The 16,715-nt window shown below is 38.5% G+C and carries 11 protein-coding genes and 1 pseudogene; 7 read left to right on the forward strand and 5 right to left on the reverse strand.

Going from position 1 to position 16,715, the window contains the following annotated elements; all coding sequences use genetic code 11:
- Window positions 1-133: 133 nt before the first annotated feature.
- From IQ230_RS07995 to IQ230_RS08005, 3 genes and pseudogenes are all read left to right on the forward strand, one after another.
- Window positions 134-1,633 (forward strand): annotated as a pseudogene (locus IQ230_RS07995) (glycosyltransferase family 2 protein); the annotation flags it as partial.
- A 73-nt stretch (window positions 1,634-1,706) separates the two neighbouring features.
- Window positions 1,707-2,756, forward strand: coding sequence for a DNA cytosine methyltransferase (locus IQ230_RS08000; protein WP_193931498.1), 1,050 nt, complete (start codon window positions 1,707-1,709; stop codon window positions 2,754-2,756).
- A 318-nt stretch (window positions 2,757-3,074) separates the two neighbouring features.
- Window positions 3,075-3,821, forward strand: coding sequence for a PDDEXK family nuclease (locus IQ230_RS08005; protein ID WP_193931499.1), 747 nt, complete (start codon window positions 3,075-3,077; stop codon window positions 3,819-3,821).
- Between the two features lie 76 nt (window positions 3,822-3,897).
- Here IQ230_RS08005 and IQ230_RS08010 read toward each other — a convergent pair whose 3' ends face one another.
- The 4 genes from IQ230_RS08010 to thrC form a co-directional block, all read right to left on the reverse strand.
- Window positions 3,898-4,836: an alpha/beta fold hydrolase gene (locus tag IQ230_RS08010; RefSeq protein ID WP_193931500.1), complete on the reverse strand. Its 939-nt coding sequence runs from the start codon at window positions 4,834-4,836 to the stop codon at window positions 3,898-3,900.
- 305 nt (window positions 4,837-5,141) lie between these two features.
- Window positions 5,142-5,537, reverse strand: coding sequence for a DUF4112 domain-containing protein (locus tag IQ230_RS08015; protein ID WP_193931501.1), 396 nt, complete (start codon window positions 5,535-5,537; stop codon window positions 5,142-5,144).
- A gap of 152 nt (window positions 5,538-5,689) precedes the next feature.
- Window positions 5,690-6,607 carry a YihY/virulence factor BrkB family protein gene (locus tag IQ230_RS08020; RefSeq protein ID WP_193931502.1) on the reverse strand — a complete coding sequence of 306 codons (918 nt, stop codon included), beginning with the start codon at window positions 6,605-6,607 and terminating at the stop codon, window positions 5,690-5,692.
- Between the two features lie 114 nt (window positions 6,608-6,721).
- Window positions 6,722-7,813 (reverse strand): threonine synthase, encoded by a 1,092-nt coding sequence (gene thrC / locus IQ230_RS08025; RefSeq protein ID WP_193931503.1) that lies wholly within the window; start codon window positions 7,811-7,813, stop codon window positions 6,722-6,724.
- A 258-nt stretch (window positions 7,814-8,071) separates the two neighbouring features.
- On the opposite strand from thrC, the gene IQ230_RS08030 reads away from it, so the two are divergent.
- Window positions 8,072-8,344 (forward strand): hypothetical protein, encoded by a 273-nt coding sequence (locus IQ230_RS08030; protein ID WP_193931504.1) that lies wholly within the window; start codon window positions 8,072-8,074, stop codon window positions 8,342-8,344.
- Window positions 8,345-8,368: 24 nt separating this feature from the next.
- On the opposite strand, the gene IQ230_RS08035 is transcribed toward IQ230_RS08030, so the two are convergent.
- The gene (locus IQ230_RS08035) at window positions 8,369-10,588 is read right to left on the reverse strand and encodes a hypothetical protein (protein ID WP_193931505.1); all 2,220 of its coding nucleotides are present in this window, start codon (window positions 10,586-10,588) and stop codon (window positions 8,369-8,371) included.
- Between the two features lie 634 nt (window positions 10,589-11,222).
- On the opposite strand from IQ230_RS08035, the gene IQ230_RS08040 reads away from it, so the two are divergent.
- Genes IQ230_RS08040 through IQ230_RS08050 form a run of 3 tightly spaced genes read left to right on the forward strand, consistent with a single transcriptional unit; the run spans window position 11,223 to window position 16,657 of the window.
- Window positions 11,223-12,050, forward strand: a complete 828-nt coding sequence (locus IQ230_RS08040; protein WP_193931506.1) for a hypothetical protein — start codon at window positions 11,223-11,225, stop codon at window positions 12,048-12,050.
- Between the two features lie 48 nt (window positions 12,051-12,098).
- Complete coding sequence (locus tag IQ230_RS08045) at window positions 12,099-14,072, forward strand: AAA family ATPase (protein WP_193931507.1); 1,974 nt, start codon at window positions 12,099-12,101, stop codon at window positions 14,070-14,072.
- Window positions 14,069-16,657: a DNA translocase FtsK gene (locus tag IQ230_RS08050; RefSeq protein WP_193931508.1), complete on the forward strand. Its 2,589-nt coding sequence runs from the start codon at window positions 14,069-14,071 to the stop codon at window positions 16,655-16,657. The genes IQ230_RS08045 and IQ230_RS08050 overlap by 4 nt, the downstream gene beginning before the upstream one ends.
- Window positions 16,658-16,715 lie beyond the last annotated feature (58 nt).

Here is a 16,715-nt window from a genome sequence, read left to right on the forward strand (position 1 = left end):
CCCCAACTACTGCATTCAGGGTTGATCTTCTCATTGCCACTGCACTCGATTTAATTAATCCCGTGCATTTGAAAAACTGGTTTACTCACTGTTGCTACTGTGCCTCATAAAACTGCAATAGGCTGTAAATCATGCAATCAGGCAAACCCAGGGCGAATTAATTGTTGTCTTTGATGCAGATTTTGTACCAACGAAAAATTTTCTAACACGCACAGTAGGTTTTTTTCAAGATAATGCTGTTGCCTTAGTACAGACGCCACAAAGCTTTTATAATTTCGATCCAATTACTCGTAATTTAGGGTTAGAAAACATTCTTACATCTGAAGAAGAAGTATTTTATCGACAAATTCAGCCAATTCGAGATGCAGCAGGTAGTGTTGTCTGTTCTGGTACTTCGTTTGTAGTGCGTCGTCGTGCGTTAGAAATGGCTGGGGGCTTTGTTACAGATTCACTCAGTGAAGACTACTTTACAGGCATTCGTTTATCTGCTCAAGGCAATCGACTGATCTATTTAAATGAAAAGTTGAGCGCAGGTTTAGCTGCAGAAAATATTGCTGCTCATGCTACACAACGATTGAGATGGGCACAAGGTACATTACAAGGTTTTTTTATTAGTGCCAATCCGTTAACGATTCCAGGGTTAACTCTATTACAGAGGTTAGCTCATTTAGAAGGTTTACTACACTGGTTTACGAGTATTTCCCGTGTTGGCTTCCTAATGATGCCATTAGCTTATTCGTTCTTGAATATTATTCCTATTCGAGCAACAATACCAGAACTTTTATATTTCTTTTTGCCTTATTATTTAGTTCAATTAACAGTATTTGCTTGGTTAAATAGGCGATCGCGCTCGGCTTTATTATCAGATATCTACTCGCTAGTTCTATGTTTTCCCTTAGCATTGAATACAATTCAAGTTATGCTGCGTCCTTTTTCTAGAGGCTTTAAAGTAACGCCCAAAGGAACTAAAAGCGATCGCTACACTTTCAACTGGAAACTTGCTTCACCTCTTATTGTTTTATTCATCGCTACAACAATTAGTCTCTGGCGCAATTTAGGAATGTGTCTTGTCAAAGGTGCCTGGGCAACTCCAGAAATATCTCAGCAACTTAAAGGTATTAATTTAGGCTGGATCTGGAGTGCTTATAACTTAGTTGCGATCGCGATCGCCCTACTAATTTTAATTGATGTTCCTAATGATTTATTTGCGTGGTTTTACCTCAGACGAATTGTGCAACTCAAAATTGCTGATAAAACGTTTTGGGGTATAACGACAATGCTTTCAGAAGTGGGGGCAGAAGTAATGTTAACTCAATCAATAAGTTCTTTTTCACATATAGTTATACCAGTAACATTAGAAATAATGGAGGAAAAATTAACTTTATCAGGACAAATTAAACAAATTAAATTTGACAGTGAATTTCCTACACTACGGATATCTTTTGAGACACTTGATTTAACTCAACAACGTCAACTAATAGAAATACTATTTTGTCGTCCTGGACAATGGAAAATTCAGAATACACCAGGAGAATTAGCTTCTTTATTACTAATATTTAAAATTTTACTGCGCCCGCGAGTTTTGTTTAATCGAAATTTATCAGTGAGTGCTATTAAAGTTGCTCAGGTATAGCTTAAGATAGATTATGTGTTATATTGATTAACCTGACTATTTTTGTTTCGAGTAGAAGCAGCCATTTGCTTAGATGAGTATTGTTCCATTTCCACCACCAGTAAAACCCAAATTTAAATTTATAGATCTATTCTGCGGTATTGGAGGTTTTAGATTAGTATTACAATCTCTTGGTGGAAAATGTGTATTTTCGTCTGATAGTGATGCAGCAGCGAGAGCAACATACCAGACAAACTTCGGAGAGTTACCTTATGGAGATATTAGAAAGCTTACTAACTCAAATATATTAGATGAGGAAATAGATCGCCTCATTCCAAACCATGATTTATTAACTGCTGGTTTTCCATGCCAACCTTTTAGTAGGGCTGGAGTGTCGGCTAGAAACTATCTAGGTCAAAATCATGGATTTAAAGATATTGAACAAGGAAATTTGTTTTTTGACATCGTTAGAATTGCTAGAGTAAAAAAAACTAAATTCTTATTACTAGAAAACGTAAAAAACTTTCTTACTCACGATCAAGAAAAAACTTTTCATATTGTTAGGGAAACAATTGAGAAGGATTTAGGTTACTCTTTTAATTACAAAATTGTAAATTCCAGCTCACTGGTTCCTCAAAGAAGAGAGCGTTTTTATATAGTTTGTTTTCGAGATAAGGTACACTTTGAGTTCCCTAATTTTCAAGGAGAACCATTACCTTTAAGGTTAATTTTAGAAGAAAACGTGTGCAATAAATTTACAATTTCAGATAAACTTTGGGAAGGACATCAGAAAAGATCGCAAAGGAATGAAGCTAGAGGTGCTGGATTTACGGTGAAATTAGCAAACTTAGACAAACCATCTGGCACTCTGGTTTCAAGATATTACAAAGATGGGAAAGAATGCCTAATTCCTCAACAGGGTAAAAACCCTAGAATGCTGACGCCAAGGGAATGTGCCAGATTACAAGGTTTTCCTGAAGAATATCTCCTACCGAATAGTGCTGCTGCGGCTTATAGGCAGTTTGGCAACTCTGTTGCTGTACCTGTGGTTATTAGAATTGCTCAAGCAATTTTGGAAAAACTGGATACTATAGACATATCAAACAGAAGAATTACAAAAAGCAGGATTCAAAACAGCAGCTAATCTAACAGTTTGGGAAAATGTTACTGGTACTTACGGTATTTAATTAGAAGTGGAGCTAAACAGTTAGGAAAAGATACTAAACGTATCGAATCTATTTATAATGATTTAACTACTACATATAAACTCATTACTCTTTGAGGAGAATCAGAAACAAATCAACTAAAAATTCTTCGTTCTGTTTTTGAGCAGTCATTATTCTTTCAACTGAAAGATAGTACTAGCGTTAAATTAGAGTACGAGAAACTCTTAGTAGACCTGGAACGGCTTTTAATAACTCCTAAAGACTATTTAATTTTTGCAATATCAATCAAAGAAGTGATGTTGCCTACTAATGAAGCTGTAGGAAAAGTTCCAACTGATGAAACTTATGCTTTTGTTAAAAGGTATGCCACAGCTATACTTGATACTAAAAAAGAGCAAGGTTTAGTAAATTTAATTCGCGATTGGGATGACTTCACAGGAATGCTCGCTATCAATAAAGAAAGAGATTTGATAGTTGAATTGTATAGAAATGTTAAAGAGAATTTAGCAACAAGCTTAAGTAATTTTGAGGAAAATATATCTAAAAGCGATGAAGATGTTGTTTTAACAGCATTATGTCAAGAATACGAAAGGAGAGTCGCTCAAAAAAGAAAAACTAGGGCTGGTAAAGACTTAGAAAGTAGTATTGAATTTATTTTCAATTATTTTGATATTCAAACAGGAGGTAAACCTAAGCATTTTACTGCTGGTTTGGAAATAGACAACTGGGTTGAAACTAAAAATGGGTGGTATATAGGAGTAACTTTGAAAAGAACTTTAAGAGAAAGATGGAAGCAGACATACACAACTGATGATAAAATCTACGTTCAACACAAAATTAGTAAAATAATATGGGTAATTAGCGATGATTCTGATTTAAGTGAACAAAAGATATCTCAACTTGTGTCATACAGGCATATCTTTTTTATTCCAGATAATTCTCGTGTCTTGAGAAACTTGTGTTCTCACCCAAATATAGGGAAATATCTTTTTCCGATTACAGAATTAGTTACTCAGGTACAACAATTAATAGAAACCTGTTAGCACTCTAACAGTAGCGTTTTCGGTGCTAAGTTAGGAAATTTGCACGATTTTAGAAGGTAGTCGCAGTTTACTCCAATTAAGTATTTGTAAAACCTGTATCCTGAAGAAACTCTAAGATTGCAGCATTGAGTTCATTAGGAGAGTTTGCAGGTGCGTCGTGACCGCAGTCTTGGATAATTTTTACCTGCGAATGGGGAAGATGCGATCGCAATTTTTCAGCATCTGTAACCGGAAACCAGCGATCTTGATCGCCCCAGACAATGAGTGTTGGACAAGTAATCTCACCTAAACGTGCTTGAATTTTACTAATTAAATTAGGCTGCTTTTGCTGTAAGCGTTTGATTTCCTGGGCAGCAATTTGTAGTTCTTCAGTGACTTTCGCTAGTGTTCCAGGTATGTATATGTAGGGATAGGTAATCCAGTAGACTTCTTCTGGTGTAACTGTTGACCAATCTACCAAAACTTCACGGCGTTCGACTCGCACGATCGCGCGGACAAGAGTCGAGAAAAAGAACGTTAACCGCAGTGAATCAACAATTTTTAATAATTCAATTGGTAAATCGGAAAGCGATCGCATCCATCGGTTAGGTAATCGTTCAGGAAATATTGGTACATTAATTAAAACTAAACTTGCAAATAAGTCTGGATGCTCTTGAACAACTGCAAGACTCACTAATGCACCTAAAGATATTGCTACTACAATCGCAGGTTCATTACATAAAGCACGAATAATCCGCTCTAATTCTATCAGTTGATGCCCTGGGTGTTCTGGATGTGCTAGTTTCTCGGAGAAACCGTATCCTTTCGCATCAAAGCAAATCACGCGAAAGTGTTTTGAGAGTGGTTCAATACAATGACGCCAACCATAAGACCAACTACCAATACCGTGAATTAAGATTAGCGGTTTTCCTGTGCCTTTTTCTCCATAGGCAATTGAGACAGGATTACCATTAGCATCGGCGATCGTTAAATTTTGCCGCCCTTTTGGAAAAGTTTCTCTCCACCAGTCTTGCATTAGCTTTAAATCTGAGCAGAATTGCTTGCTGAAATTATTAGACTTCCCACATAAATCACAAATGCCCTACGACTGAAGTCGGGGCTACTCAAACGAAGTTTTAAGAGTTTTGAATTAAAAAAGTTTTATAACTCAACATTTCACGACTCTAAATTGATGGACTTTGTTTATGTGGTAGCGAATTTATTCGCAAGCGTATTTATAGAGGAGGTCTATTGATTACCTAATTTAACTAAAAAATAGGCTGATTAACTTTCAGCCTATCTATTCTAGAAATATTTTAAGCACATCTAGAGGGATATTTCTTATTTCACGCCTTTTTGTGGGTTCTTGAGATACTCTTCCAGCAAGTCCACATTCTTCATGTTTGCTTTCCAAGCAAAGTCGAACATATCACCGATGATTGGAACTGAGCCAAATACACTCTCTATTACAATGTTCCTTACCATCCGTCCTAATATGGCTTTTGGAATACCTAGCCGTGCTGCTTCAACAACAATATAAGCAGAAAGCGCTGTTCCAACAATATCTCCAGCACCAGGAATTAGACCAATAATTGGATCGATACCGATCCGAAATTTTGTTCCTGGAATGCCAATAGCATTATCAAGCAAACGGCTAAACCTACGTAAACGCTGTACTGAGGTAAGTTTAGAGTGAGCTGCAACTTTATTGGCAAACTGAGTAGCAGATTGGGTCATAGATGAAACACAACCGTTAATCTTTTATAGTTCAATTTAAACATTTCTCAACATTACTTGTAGTGTACCTATAGCGATATTTACGTATATCGCAAAGGAAGAGTTTTTCTAAACGAATTATCTAAAGAAATAAATCTAGAGAGTGAGTAAATTTATGAATTTTTTACCTTAGAGTTTGGATTGCCAATCTCTATCACAGTTTTAGAGTGCGATCGCATAGCTTCACCCACGGAAACATTAAGCTGATCGCCGACCAAAAGAACTGCTGCACTCATATATAACCACAGCATTAAAACAATGACTGCGCCGACTGCACCATAAGCTTGATTGTAATTGCCAAAATTTGCTACATACATCCGAAATAAAGCAGATAAAATTGCCCAAGAGACGGCTGCTAAGATTGCGCCAGGCATCATAGGTGTACCAGCATCCCAACGACTTGGTCCATAGCGATAAATGAAGGCAAACGCAGAAGACATAACCCCTAAAGCTAAAGGCCAAATTAGTATTTGCCAAATAAATAATAAGAAATATAAACCACTTTCACGCACAAAAAATGCCAAGATTAAATCGCTAAGAAATACTAGAAAAGAAGCGACTACTAATAATACAATTGAGCCTATAGTAAGACCAATTGAAATTAACTTAGCTTTCCAAAAAGGGCGCGTTTGTTGTGAAGGAATTTGATGAATTTGGTCGAGGGCTGTCATAATAGTATTTAATGCCCCAGATGCGATCCAAATTGCTGCAACAAAGCTGATTGAAAATAACCCGCCATTTCTATTTTGAGTAATTTCTTGGGCAAAATTACGAATCAAAAAAAGTGCTTCATCCGGTGCAACTGTACTGAGTCGCAATGCTAGCTGTTTAAACGTAGATTGCAGAGACTCTTGAAATAAACTAATCGCCGTCAGCACAGCCAAAATAGCAGGAAACAGGGATAACATTGAGTTGTAAGCAATTTCTGCTGACAAACCTAATAGTCTTCTTTCAGCTACACGCACAAAGGTCGTCCTTAACGTAGCCCAAGTCATGTGGCGAAAAAACCGGACAAAGCGGGTTTTAAACATGCGAGAGGTCAGGAATCAGAGGTCAGAAGCTAGGGAAAATTATAAAGCAGGGTTTCTTGCTTGCGACAAGCAAGATGCTTGTGCCACTAATTACTAGCTACTCATCATTAATAACTAAATGACTCCCATTGCTGCTGCTACAGCTTCGAGTGTAGGTTCTATTCCTGGCTTGAATGCATTTTGGTTGTTATCAATTGCTGTGTTTGGATCTTTAAGTCCATTTCCAGTAAGTACGCACACAACAGTTGCACCTGTGGGAATTTGGTCTTTAACTTTTAACATTCCTGCAACTGAAGCCGCGCTTGCAGGTTCGCAAAAGATACCTTCTTCAGAAGCGAGTAGACGGTATGCTGCTAAGATTTCTTCATCAGTAACCGCGTGAAATTCTCCCTTGCTGGCAGACTTTACTGCGATCGCTTTTTCCCAGTTTGCCGGATTCCCGATGCGAATTGCTGTTGCTACAGTATCAGGGTGAGTTATGGGTTGTCCAGTAATGAGCGGTGCTGCCCCAGCGGCTTGAAAGCCCATCATTTTGGGTAGGCGATCGCATTTACCGGATTGATGATACTGACAAAATCCCATCCAGTAGGCGGTAATATTTCCAGCATTACCTACAGGAATACACAACCAATCAGGAGCATCACCTAAAGCATCAACCACTTCAAATGCTGCGGTTTTTTGCCCTTCCAAGCGATAAGGATTAACTGAATTGACCAAAGTAACCGGATAGCTGTTTGCCATCTCGCGGACTATTTTCAGTGCTTGGTCGAAGTTTCCTTGAATCGACAACACTTCAGCACCATAAAGCAGTGCTTGCGCTAACTTACCTAAAGCAACATAGCCATCAGGAATTAGGACAAAAGCTTTCATCCCCGCACGTTTCGCGTAGGCGGCTGCTGCTGCGGAAGTATTACCTGTACTAGCACATATTACTGCCCGCGCTCCTGCTTCTTTTGCCTTAGAAATCGCCATCGTCATTCCTCGGTCTTTGAAGCTACCCGTGGGGTTTAGCCCGTCGTACTTAGCGAATACCTGTACTTGTCTGCCGATGAGCTGGGCGATTGAGGGAACCGGAATTAACGGAGTATTACCCTCTAATAGTGTCACTACTGGCGTATTTTCAGTTACGGGTAAATATTGTTGGTACGTTTTGATTAATCCAGACCAAACTTCGCGGTTAGTAGATTTGTTAGCAATCAGAGTCACGGTATTTGCAGCAACTTTATTTTAGATAGAGATCTTGGAAGCATAAGCAGAGTGCTTGCAGTTAATTCACTTTTTGAGTTGAAAAGCGATATAACAGATCTTCAGCTTGTATTATTTAGTTTACTCTGACAAGTGAACTATCATAGGGTACAGCCCATAGCCAGTTATAAAATCGACACATTTAATACAACTATGCTTCCAGATAGAGTTACAATAACATTTTGGTGTGAGTAGGCAAAAATAACTATTTAATAAACGATGGGAATTTGTTCAGCTACTACGTCTCCTTCCTCCACGTTGGCGGATACTAATCAATCAGTGAATACGGTTTCTGGAACATCGACAGCGCGATTGGGCGAAGCCCAGCGCCAAAAGCCATCGCCTTGGAACGATTCACAAAAAACTTTATACGCCGCTGGTGTACAAGTTAAATTTCTACATTTGGAAGCAGAGGTAGAATCACTGTTGCAGCAGTTACAAGCAATTAAAAAACAGCGTCATACGGCTGCTGAAGAAGTATCAGTCAAATGAGGCTACAAGTAGTAAGCTTAAACTTCATGGCTGAAATGAATCGAAGCGTTGGTGTTGAGAAGACCAGCGCTTGAGCTGATAAGTTTTGTTAGTAGCAACTAGTAATGCTGGAGGCTGATCGTCCTCTAGATCGGCAATTCCGATTGCGCGATGCTCAGCAGCACTGCCAAACTCGCTGTAAAGGATACGTCCATTGTGTGAAAAAATAATTGTGTGCGATCGCGAATCATTTTGTTGAAGTACATTGATCTCGAAATTATGAACGGCAGCAATCTCCTGTGGAGAGATAATCATTATTACTTCTGCTGTACCATCACCATCTAAGTCAATTAACTGTACTGGCAATTCTCCCAGTTGCTTTAGCATCTTCTCTACATTTGGAGCAGGCGTTTTTTGAGAATTTGGGTTGCGTTTTTGCAATTCCTGCCATAACTGAGGTAATATTTGGACAATTTCAATAGGCTGCGATTGTTGTGTCAATTCAGAAAAGGCGATTGTTTGGGGTTGTAGCCACTGTAATGTTGCTTTAGTAAGTGCTAGTTGTCGTGAAGCTGATACTATGGGAAACGCATCAGATACGGCTAACAGTTTCAGCGTGCTACCTTGTAACTGTACTGCTTTGACAACAGCAAGCTCGATTTGCTGATATCCACCTGGTAGCCAAGAAACAATTTGAACTTCAGCATCTGAATTTAAACCTAATTGCTGCCAGTATTGGGCTGCGGTTTGTTGAGGTGTAAGCTTGAACGGCGCTTGTTGCCAGGTATTGCCATCGTGATAGGCGCTAAGTTGGATTTGATACCATGTTTGCTGATCGGCGATCTGTAAGGGTGTTTGCTCAATTTGCAGCCATTGCTGAGGATTAATTTGCGTAACTTGTTGTGCAGTACCAACAAAGCGGCTGGAATGAGAAGTTGCAACTTTATTTGATGAGAAATCACCTTCTAAACGTTTGAGGAGTTTTTGGATATAAGCAATATCAGCAGATGTTGTCTGTGGTTGCTGTTTTAGCCAGGCGATCGCATTTCTTCTACTTTCTTGTGCGCCTTTAAGTAGCGCCCCCCAAGCTTTGACTTCAGTTCGCTTCGGGTTAACACGTAAGGCAACTTCTACACGATTACCTAATCGTCCATTATCTGTTTCTAATAAAGTCGTAATTTCTTGTGTATTTGTCGGTGAAGCTTGAAAAACTTTTAGGGCTTCTCCCCAACGCCCATCGATTAAAACAGCGAGAACTTGTTGACTAGGACTTGCCCAAGTTTGATTTGCTCGCTTTTGGCTTTTTTCGGCGTGTAATCGAATAAAATCGAGTTGTGCTTGTGCCGCACTTGACCATGCTTGACGCTTTTGACGTTGTTGTTTGATAAACTGCAACCATTTTTCGGCGGGTGTCCACAATCCACTACGGGCAATAAGTAACGCATTTTGATAATTGCGATCATCTAATGCTGGTTCTGCGATGGAAACAGGTTCTAATTGCAGTGGATCAAAGATAAAATTTGCTGGTTTGACTTGATAAACTTGCAATCGCGGTTCTAAATCAATGGTTTGATCGATAACTAACTCTGGAGAACCTCCGGCGATCGCTTGTTGCCATTGCGGTTGAGTGGGACTTGTCCAAGGCAACATTAAACTAAGATAGGAGCGATCGGGGTTATAGTGGACAATTTGACCGTAGGCGATCGCTTGTCCTCGTTGTCGTTCTCCCCAAAGATAAAACCAAATTCCTTGGGTTGGTGTGGTACTCTCAAACCGACGCAGTTCGGTTACTGGTAGGGGACGATTTGAACTTGTGTCTGCTGTCTCTGGATTGATGAGGGGTGCGACAACAAATGATTCTTCAGGTCCTGTGACATCAGCTTGAGTTATAAACTGATAGTGGATTTCACCTTTCGGTCGATTAAGAAGATTTCTAGCATCTGCGATGCGATACACTCGCAATTCGACGATCTGATTTTGCGATCGCACAGGTAAGATGACAGACGTTGGTTGCGAATTAGCAGGATTAACTTCTAAAGGTAACGGTTTCCCAGCAATTTTTCCTTGTGTGCTTAACTCCGCTGCAATTTGTGTCAGAGTTTGGGCTGGTTCTTGATTTAACGGTAGCTGCGCCCACTGCGGTAAGAAGTCATTTAAGGATGCGATCGCACTTGGATTAAAAAACAAACTATAACTCAACCATATGCCGCTGACGACTACGCCGCTTGCGCCTAGCAACAACGTAATTCCTAGTAAAAATGCCATTTGCTCTTTTCTTTTTCCATAGCTTGAGTTGTGCTGCGGAAAAGATGTATCAGCAAGCGTGTATTTTCTGGTTAGTTTATGCTTGTGTTTTGACATTTGCGTTCAAGCATCCGGCATCATTGCTAATAAGAAGTGATTTGAAGTTAGTTAATGCAGCTATTTCATGCATTATTTGTTACCAGTATATTTTAACTTTACTTTGTTTTGACCAGCTTTTTCACATATTTATGAGGAGTAAATAGCTATTTTTTTGGTATAGGATTAATTATCCTAAAGCATAATTTTTTTTCAAAAACCCGTATATTTACGCTGGTGATTTTGTTGATATTGATCGTGTCTCCGTAGAATTGTGCTTGGTGTATAAACAACTTCATTAAACTGATTTGTTTGTAAAACTTCCAATAATTACTCTAAGTAAAAACAACTATTTCATTAAGGTAGTTTACTCTTTTTATAAAGTTTTTATGTAGATGAGTCATTTAAGCTTAAAGTCTTCTTGAATTATCAAGACTTTATTTAGTAGCAAAGAAATTAGCGATCGCATAAATGCTACTTATAAAAATGTGAACTAATAATTTACATCGCAGTAGTTCAATTTAGCAATGAATCATCAATAAGTGAAGGGTGAATGCTTATGGAGACAATTGAACTTAAGTTCCTTTTGAGATTATTGGGCTTTACAGATTACCGGATATCACTAACTGAAATCAACCTGGGTAATAATACTAAAGCAGCAGAAAGAAATAAAATTTGCCGTCAACTATGCGATCGCGGTTTAGTTGAATGTTCCTACGAAGTCACAAAACTTAAGATTGCACCTCCAGGAAAAGCCTTACTCAAACTGGATCAGCCGCAAGTACCAGTTACTCAAAATGAACTCAAAGCCCTGAAGGCTAGTGAAAACAAAAAGATTTTGCCAGGAGAAACAAAAGTTCCTATTGCAGATCGGCAAGCAGTAATTCAAGGATTGGCTGAACGCGGTTTAATTGAGGTAGAGACTAAAGTTAAAGAAGTTTGGCTATCTGAACAAGGTAAAGCATATCTACGGGACGAATATATTCCTAACAAAGGAGTTCGACCTGTTATTAGTCTAGAGCTTTTAGGTAACTATATACGTTTTATACGTAAAAGTTTTAACACGGAAAGGAATACTTATACTGAATCAAATGGAGTATCAGCAACGCTAGCAAAAGAACTTAGCGACTTAGAAGTTTTTCAAACGATTCAAAGCCTAGATCAAGAATTAGGGACAGAAAACTATTTACCAATTTTTCATTTACGCCAGAAACTTGCTTCCGTAATCTCACGTAAGCAATTAGATGAAATACTGTATCGCTTACAACGTAATGACCAAATTGAATTGAGTTCCTTGCAAGAGGTTACTGCTTATACTCCAGAACAAATTGATGCAGGAATTCCTCAGGATATTGGTGGACCTTTGTTTTTTATTGTTGTGAATTAAAGTTTTCTTGAATTATCTGTAGTACTCAGTTTTTATCAAGGTAGCAGGATGGCATCTATAGATCAAATTATCCAACGCGAAGTTAACCCTTTTGATACGACAACCTTCAAACCAGGTAACTTTTGGCAAGAACAGCAAGATCCAGCATTGAATGTTGATTCGATTCACCAAGAAGCAATTACTACAATTGAGTATACCTTAGCTCAGATAGCAAAAGATCATCGGACGCGCACTATAATGCTTGCTGGTGATTCTGGTTCAGGTAAAAGCCATCTTTTAGGTAGGCTGAAGCAAACACTGAACTCTAAAGCTTTTTTTGTTTACATTGGTCCTTGGGCTGACAGTAATTTTATTTGGCGACACACTTTACGCCAAACAGTTGACAGTTTACTCAAAGTACCAGAAGGACAACAAGAATCACAGTTGTTGTTATGGCTAAAGAGTTTATCGATCTTTAAACAACGTAATCTTATAGATAAATTACTAGGCGATCGCAAAGCATTTATCCACAAGTTAAAAGTAACTTGCCCATCTGATATGTACAACGCTAATGAGTTTTTTAGCGTGTTGTATGACTTACTTAATCCCGAACTACACCTACTTGCTTGTGATTGGTTACGCGGCGACGATCTTGATGCAGATAGTCTTGAAGCGCTAGGAGTCAAAAATACGGTTGTTACCGAAGATGCCGCCCAGAATATTTTAGCTAATTTTGGCAAAATTTCTGCCCAAACTCAACCAATTGTTTTATGTTTTGACCAACTCGATAATATTCCACGTACAGATGGATTTATTGACTTACAAGCATTATTTAGCGTTAACTCTAGTATTCACAATCAATTATTAAAAAACTTTCTAATTATTATTAGCATTATTACGAATACATGGAGAGAAAATAAAAACCGCGTTCAATCAGCCGATAGAGTAAGAGTTGATGATTTAGTTGTCCTCAAACCCATTAAACTTGACGAAGCGGAAGCAATTTGGAAATCTCGACTTGTTCCTTTACATCAACAAGCTGATGAATTGCCAATTTCTTCAATCTATCCACTAAAGCGACAGGTTTTAGACGAAAAATTTCCTGGTGGTAAAACTTTTCCTCGAAATACACTAATTCTAGGACGGCAATTATTTCAACTGTATAAATTAAAAGTCATTGATCCACCTATTGTCAATCCTCATTTAGCTGCTTTTCAACTAATCTGGAATAAAGAACTTAAAAAAGTTGAACAAAAAATTACGCGAATTCGTCAGTTATCCTCGCCAGAACTAATTCAAATGTTACGTGAAGCCTTGGAAGCTTTGGAATTAAAAACTCAACCAAAATTTTTACCTAGTCCTACTTATACCAGCTATTCCCTAAGTTGTTTTCTACCATCACAGCAACAAAAAAGTGGAATTGTCTGGATGGAAGATCCCAATATGAGTAGCTTCTTTTATGTGATGAAAGGTTGTCACAAAGCTTTGGAAAAAAAACACTGTCAAACTTTGTTTCTGATTCGAGCAGAAAAACTAGGTAACAAAACGAATCAAGGCTATCAAATCTACAAGCAAATTTTTAAAGGTTCACCTCACTGTCACATTGTACCAGATCTTACTTCGATTCACTACCTAGCTACTTACCACAGCATGGTTAATGCAGTTAGTTCTCAAGAGTTAGTTATTATAGACAAAATTCCTGACTTAAAAGAATTACAAGCTTTTGTGCGTGATGCTCAAGTATTGCAAAATTGTAGTTTATTGCAAGTTTTAGGAGTTCTTGCTGAAGAAGCAGAACCCAAGCCAGATCGAGATCCAGATCTACACCAAGTAAAAGAGTTTCTCATAAACTTAGTGACAACACAGCAACTTTTAGGGCGAAGTACATTAATACAAAATGCACTTGAAAGCTTTCCTCAAGCCAATGAGTCACAAGTTAAAGAACTCATTCAGCAGTTATGCCAAGAAAATAAAGTGCAAATTCTTGACCCTAAGGCAAAACCTGAAGCACAACTCGTTTGTTTAGTGCCTAATTCAAAATGAATCAATCTCTTAGTAGTAACTTAAATGAGGCACTATATCTTACTGAAGACAATGATATTCGAGTATTTATTCATCAAATTGCCTCTAGTAACATTCTTTGGCTAGACACAGAAGTTGCTGATTACAAAACTACTTGCCCTAGATTATCTCTAATTCAGGTATTAAGCAATCATAAGGATCTTACAGGTAACTCTACAGTAATTTTAGACGTATTGGATAAGCCTAATTTAGTAACATATTTCGTTCATAAAATTATGGCAAATCCCAAAATCGAAAAAGTTTTTCACAATGCTAATTATGATTTAAGATTTTTAGGAAAAAAAGACGCAAAAAACGTAACTTGTACTTGGGCGATCGCCAAAAAGTTAGCTAAAACTTCTCTATCTGTCACAAATTTAAAATTAAAAACCTTAGCCTCAGAACTTTGTCACTTTGCCAACATAGATAAAACGGAACAAGGAAGTGATTGGGGACGGCGACCATTGACGCTAAAGCAGTTACAGTATGCCAAGATGGACACAGTGTATCTAGCTCACGTGCATCGACGTTTAATTGAGATTGCAAAAAGTAACTCTAAGCCAATAGATAATATGCTAGGAGCTAAAACTAAACCTTCTTTAAGTGTTACTAATGTCAGAGTAGCCTTTGAGTGTCCGCGATTATTTTATCTAGGCTATCACTTTGGAGGAATGACGCTTTTCTTACCTGCGGATACTGCAATTGGAATTGGAACAGCATTCCATGAGTTATCAAATCAATTTGTCCGTGTCGCAAAACAAGACTCGCAGTTTTCAGCTTTATTTGAACTAGAGGTTGAACAGTTAGATATAGAAGCGATCGCCTCTGCATTGCAAAAACTATTCTATGAAAAAGTTTTTTTTCCTTATTTGCAAGTATCTATTCAGAAAGAACCTGGAAAAGCACCCGCATTACATCAACTGTGGGTAGGACTTACGCAACTTATTCACCGTTGGGTGCAGTTATTGATTGGTAATCGTCACTACTGTACACCACAAGAAGTTATTTCTAAAACATTTCTAGCGCAAGAACTGAAGATTCAACATTACTTTACGCTTCCTAATGGAACGCAGCAGTTAATTAAAGGTAGATGTGACAGCATTATCTACGATTTTGCTGAGCAACGTTTGTGTGTAGTTGAGTATAAATCTTATCAAGCTGTCGATCAATCAGCACAGTTAGCGCAAGTTGCGCTTTACAGTTATATGCTGCGCAAAACGATTGGCGTTGAGATTAATTCCGCAGTTTATAGCGTACTACCCGATTTGCATGAACTCACTTTTACATGGGAACAACTGGAAAAAACAGTACATCAACTTGTTCCCCAAAAAATGCAACAAATGCAGCAATGGTTAACTTGGGAACCACCGCAACCCGATCCACCACCGCCTACAAGTCAGCCTGATTTATGTTACGTCTGTCCGCAGCACAAGAAATGTCAATCTTTTTTTAATGACAGTGAAGCGATCGCCATTGACAGCTTATCAGTAGTGTCATCTCCATCTATTCAAGATAAACAGACAGACTTGATTCCAAACGCCGATCGCACTGGAAAAGAGTTAGTCGATACATTAGAATCTTTTGGTATTGGTGTTGACTACCAAGGTGCTGCTATTGGACCTGCATTTGTACGTGTGAAACTCAAACCTCATGCAGGAGTCAAAGTTAGTTCCATTTTACGCTTATCTAACGACTTACAAGTGCAGTTAGGACTCGCAAATCCTCCTTTAATTGCACCGCGAGCAGGATATATTAGTATTGATTTACCGCGTCAAGATCGCCAAATCGCTAGTTTTGAAAAATATGTGCGATCGCAAGTGTTACCTGCTGATGCTCAGATAAAAATCGCTATTGGAGTAAATTTAGAAGGACAACTTGTAGAAGCTGATTTGTCTGATCCGAATACTTGTCACTTTTTAGTTGGTGGTACAACTGGTAGTGGTAAAAGTGAGTTTTTGCGATCGCTGCTTCTCAGTCTTATTACCCGTCATTCCCCAGATCGTCTCAAAATTGCGCTTGTCGATCCTAAACGAGTTACGTTTCCAGAATTTGAACAGATGCGATCGCTTTATTCACCTGTAGTTAAGGATACCGAACAGGCAATTGAATTAATGGATCGACTTGTGGCAGAAATGGAACAGCGCTATCAACTGTTTGAATCAGCAGGATGTGCCGATTTGAATAGCTACAATCAGAAAACGCATTCCTCAACTCCTCGTATCGTCTGTATTTTTGACGAGTATGCTGATTTTATGGCAGAAAAAGAAAGCCGCAATGCACTCGAACAAAGTATTAAGCGATTAGGTGCAATGGCACGCGCTGCCGGAATTCATCTTATCATTGCTACGCAACGTCCAGAAGCTAAGGTAGTCACTCCCATCATCCGTTCCAATTTACCAGGAAGAATCGCCCTACGGACTGCGAGTGAGGCTGATTCTGCGATTATCTTAGGGGGAAAACAAACTTTAGCAGCTTATTTACTCGGTAAAGGCGATTTACTCTACCAAGGTGGCGCACAACTACATCGATTACAAAGCTTATTTACGAAAACGATTCAGCTACCGTAATCGTGAGAAAGCGATCGCATAGTTTACGTAGCGAAGTTTGCACATTTGAGTAAACTAT

The sequence above is a fragment of the Gloeocapsopsis crepidinum LEGE 06123 genome, assembly GCF_015207655.1.
GTDB classification, from domain to species: Bacteria; Cyanobacteriota; Cyanobacteriia; order Cyanobacteriales; family Chroococcidiopsidaceae; genus Gloeocapsopsis; species Gloeocapsopsis crepidinum.

Coding starts and splice junctions, on each gene's coding strand:
- IQ230_RS08015 (WP_193931501.1), bottom strand. CDS start 5,537: ATGACCCAATCTGCTACTCAGTTTGCCAATAAAGTTGCAGCTCACTCT.
- IQ230_RS08035 (WP_193931505.1), bottom strand. CDS start 10,588: ATGGCATTTTTACTAGGAATTACGTTGTTGCTAGGCGCAAGCGGCGTA.
- IQ230_RS08000 (WP_193931498.1), top strand. CDS start 1,707: ATGAGTATTGTTCCATTTCCACCACCAGTAAAACCCAAATTTAAATTT.
- IQ230_RS08010 (WP_193931500.1), bottom strand. CDS start 4,836: ATGCAAGACTGGTGGAGAGAAACTTTTCCAAAAGGGCGGCAAAATTTA.
- IQ230_RS08050 (WP_193931508.1), top strand. CDS start 14,069: ATGAATCAATCTCTTAGTAGTAACTTAAATGAGGCACTATATCTTACT.
- IQ230_RS08030 (WP_193931504.1), top strand. CDS start 8,072: ATGGGAATTTGTTCAGCTACTACGTCTCCTTCCTCCACGTTGGCGGAT.
- IQ230_RS08020 (WP_193931502.1), bottom strand. CDS start 6,607: ATGTTTAAAACCCGCTTTGTCCGGTTTTTTCGCCACATGACTTGGGCT.
- IQ230_RS08040 (WP_193931506.1), top strand. CDS start 11,223: ATGGAGACAATTGAACTTAAGTTCCTTTTGAGATTATTGGGCTTTACA.
- IQ230_RS08045 (WP_193931507.1), top strand. CDS start 12,099: ATGGCATCTATAGATCAAATTATCCAACGCGAAGTTAACCCTTTTGAT.
- IQ230_RS08005 (WP_193931499.1), top strand. CDS start 3,075: ATGTTGCCTACTAATGAAGCTGTAGGAAAAGTTCCAACTGATGAAACT.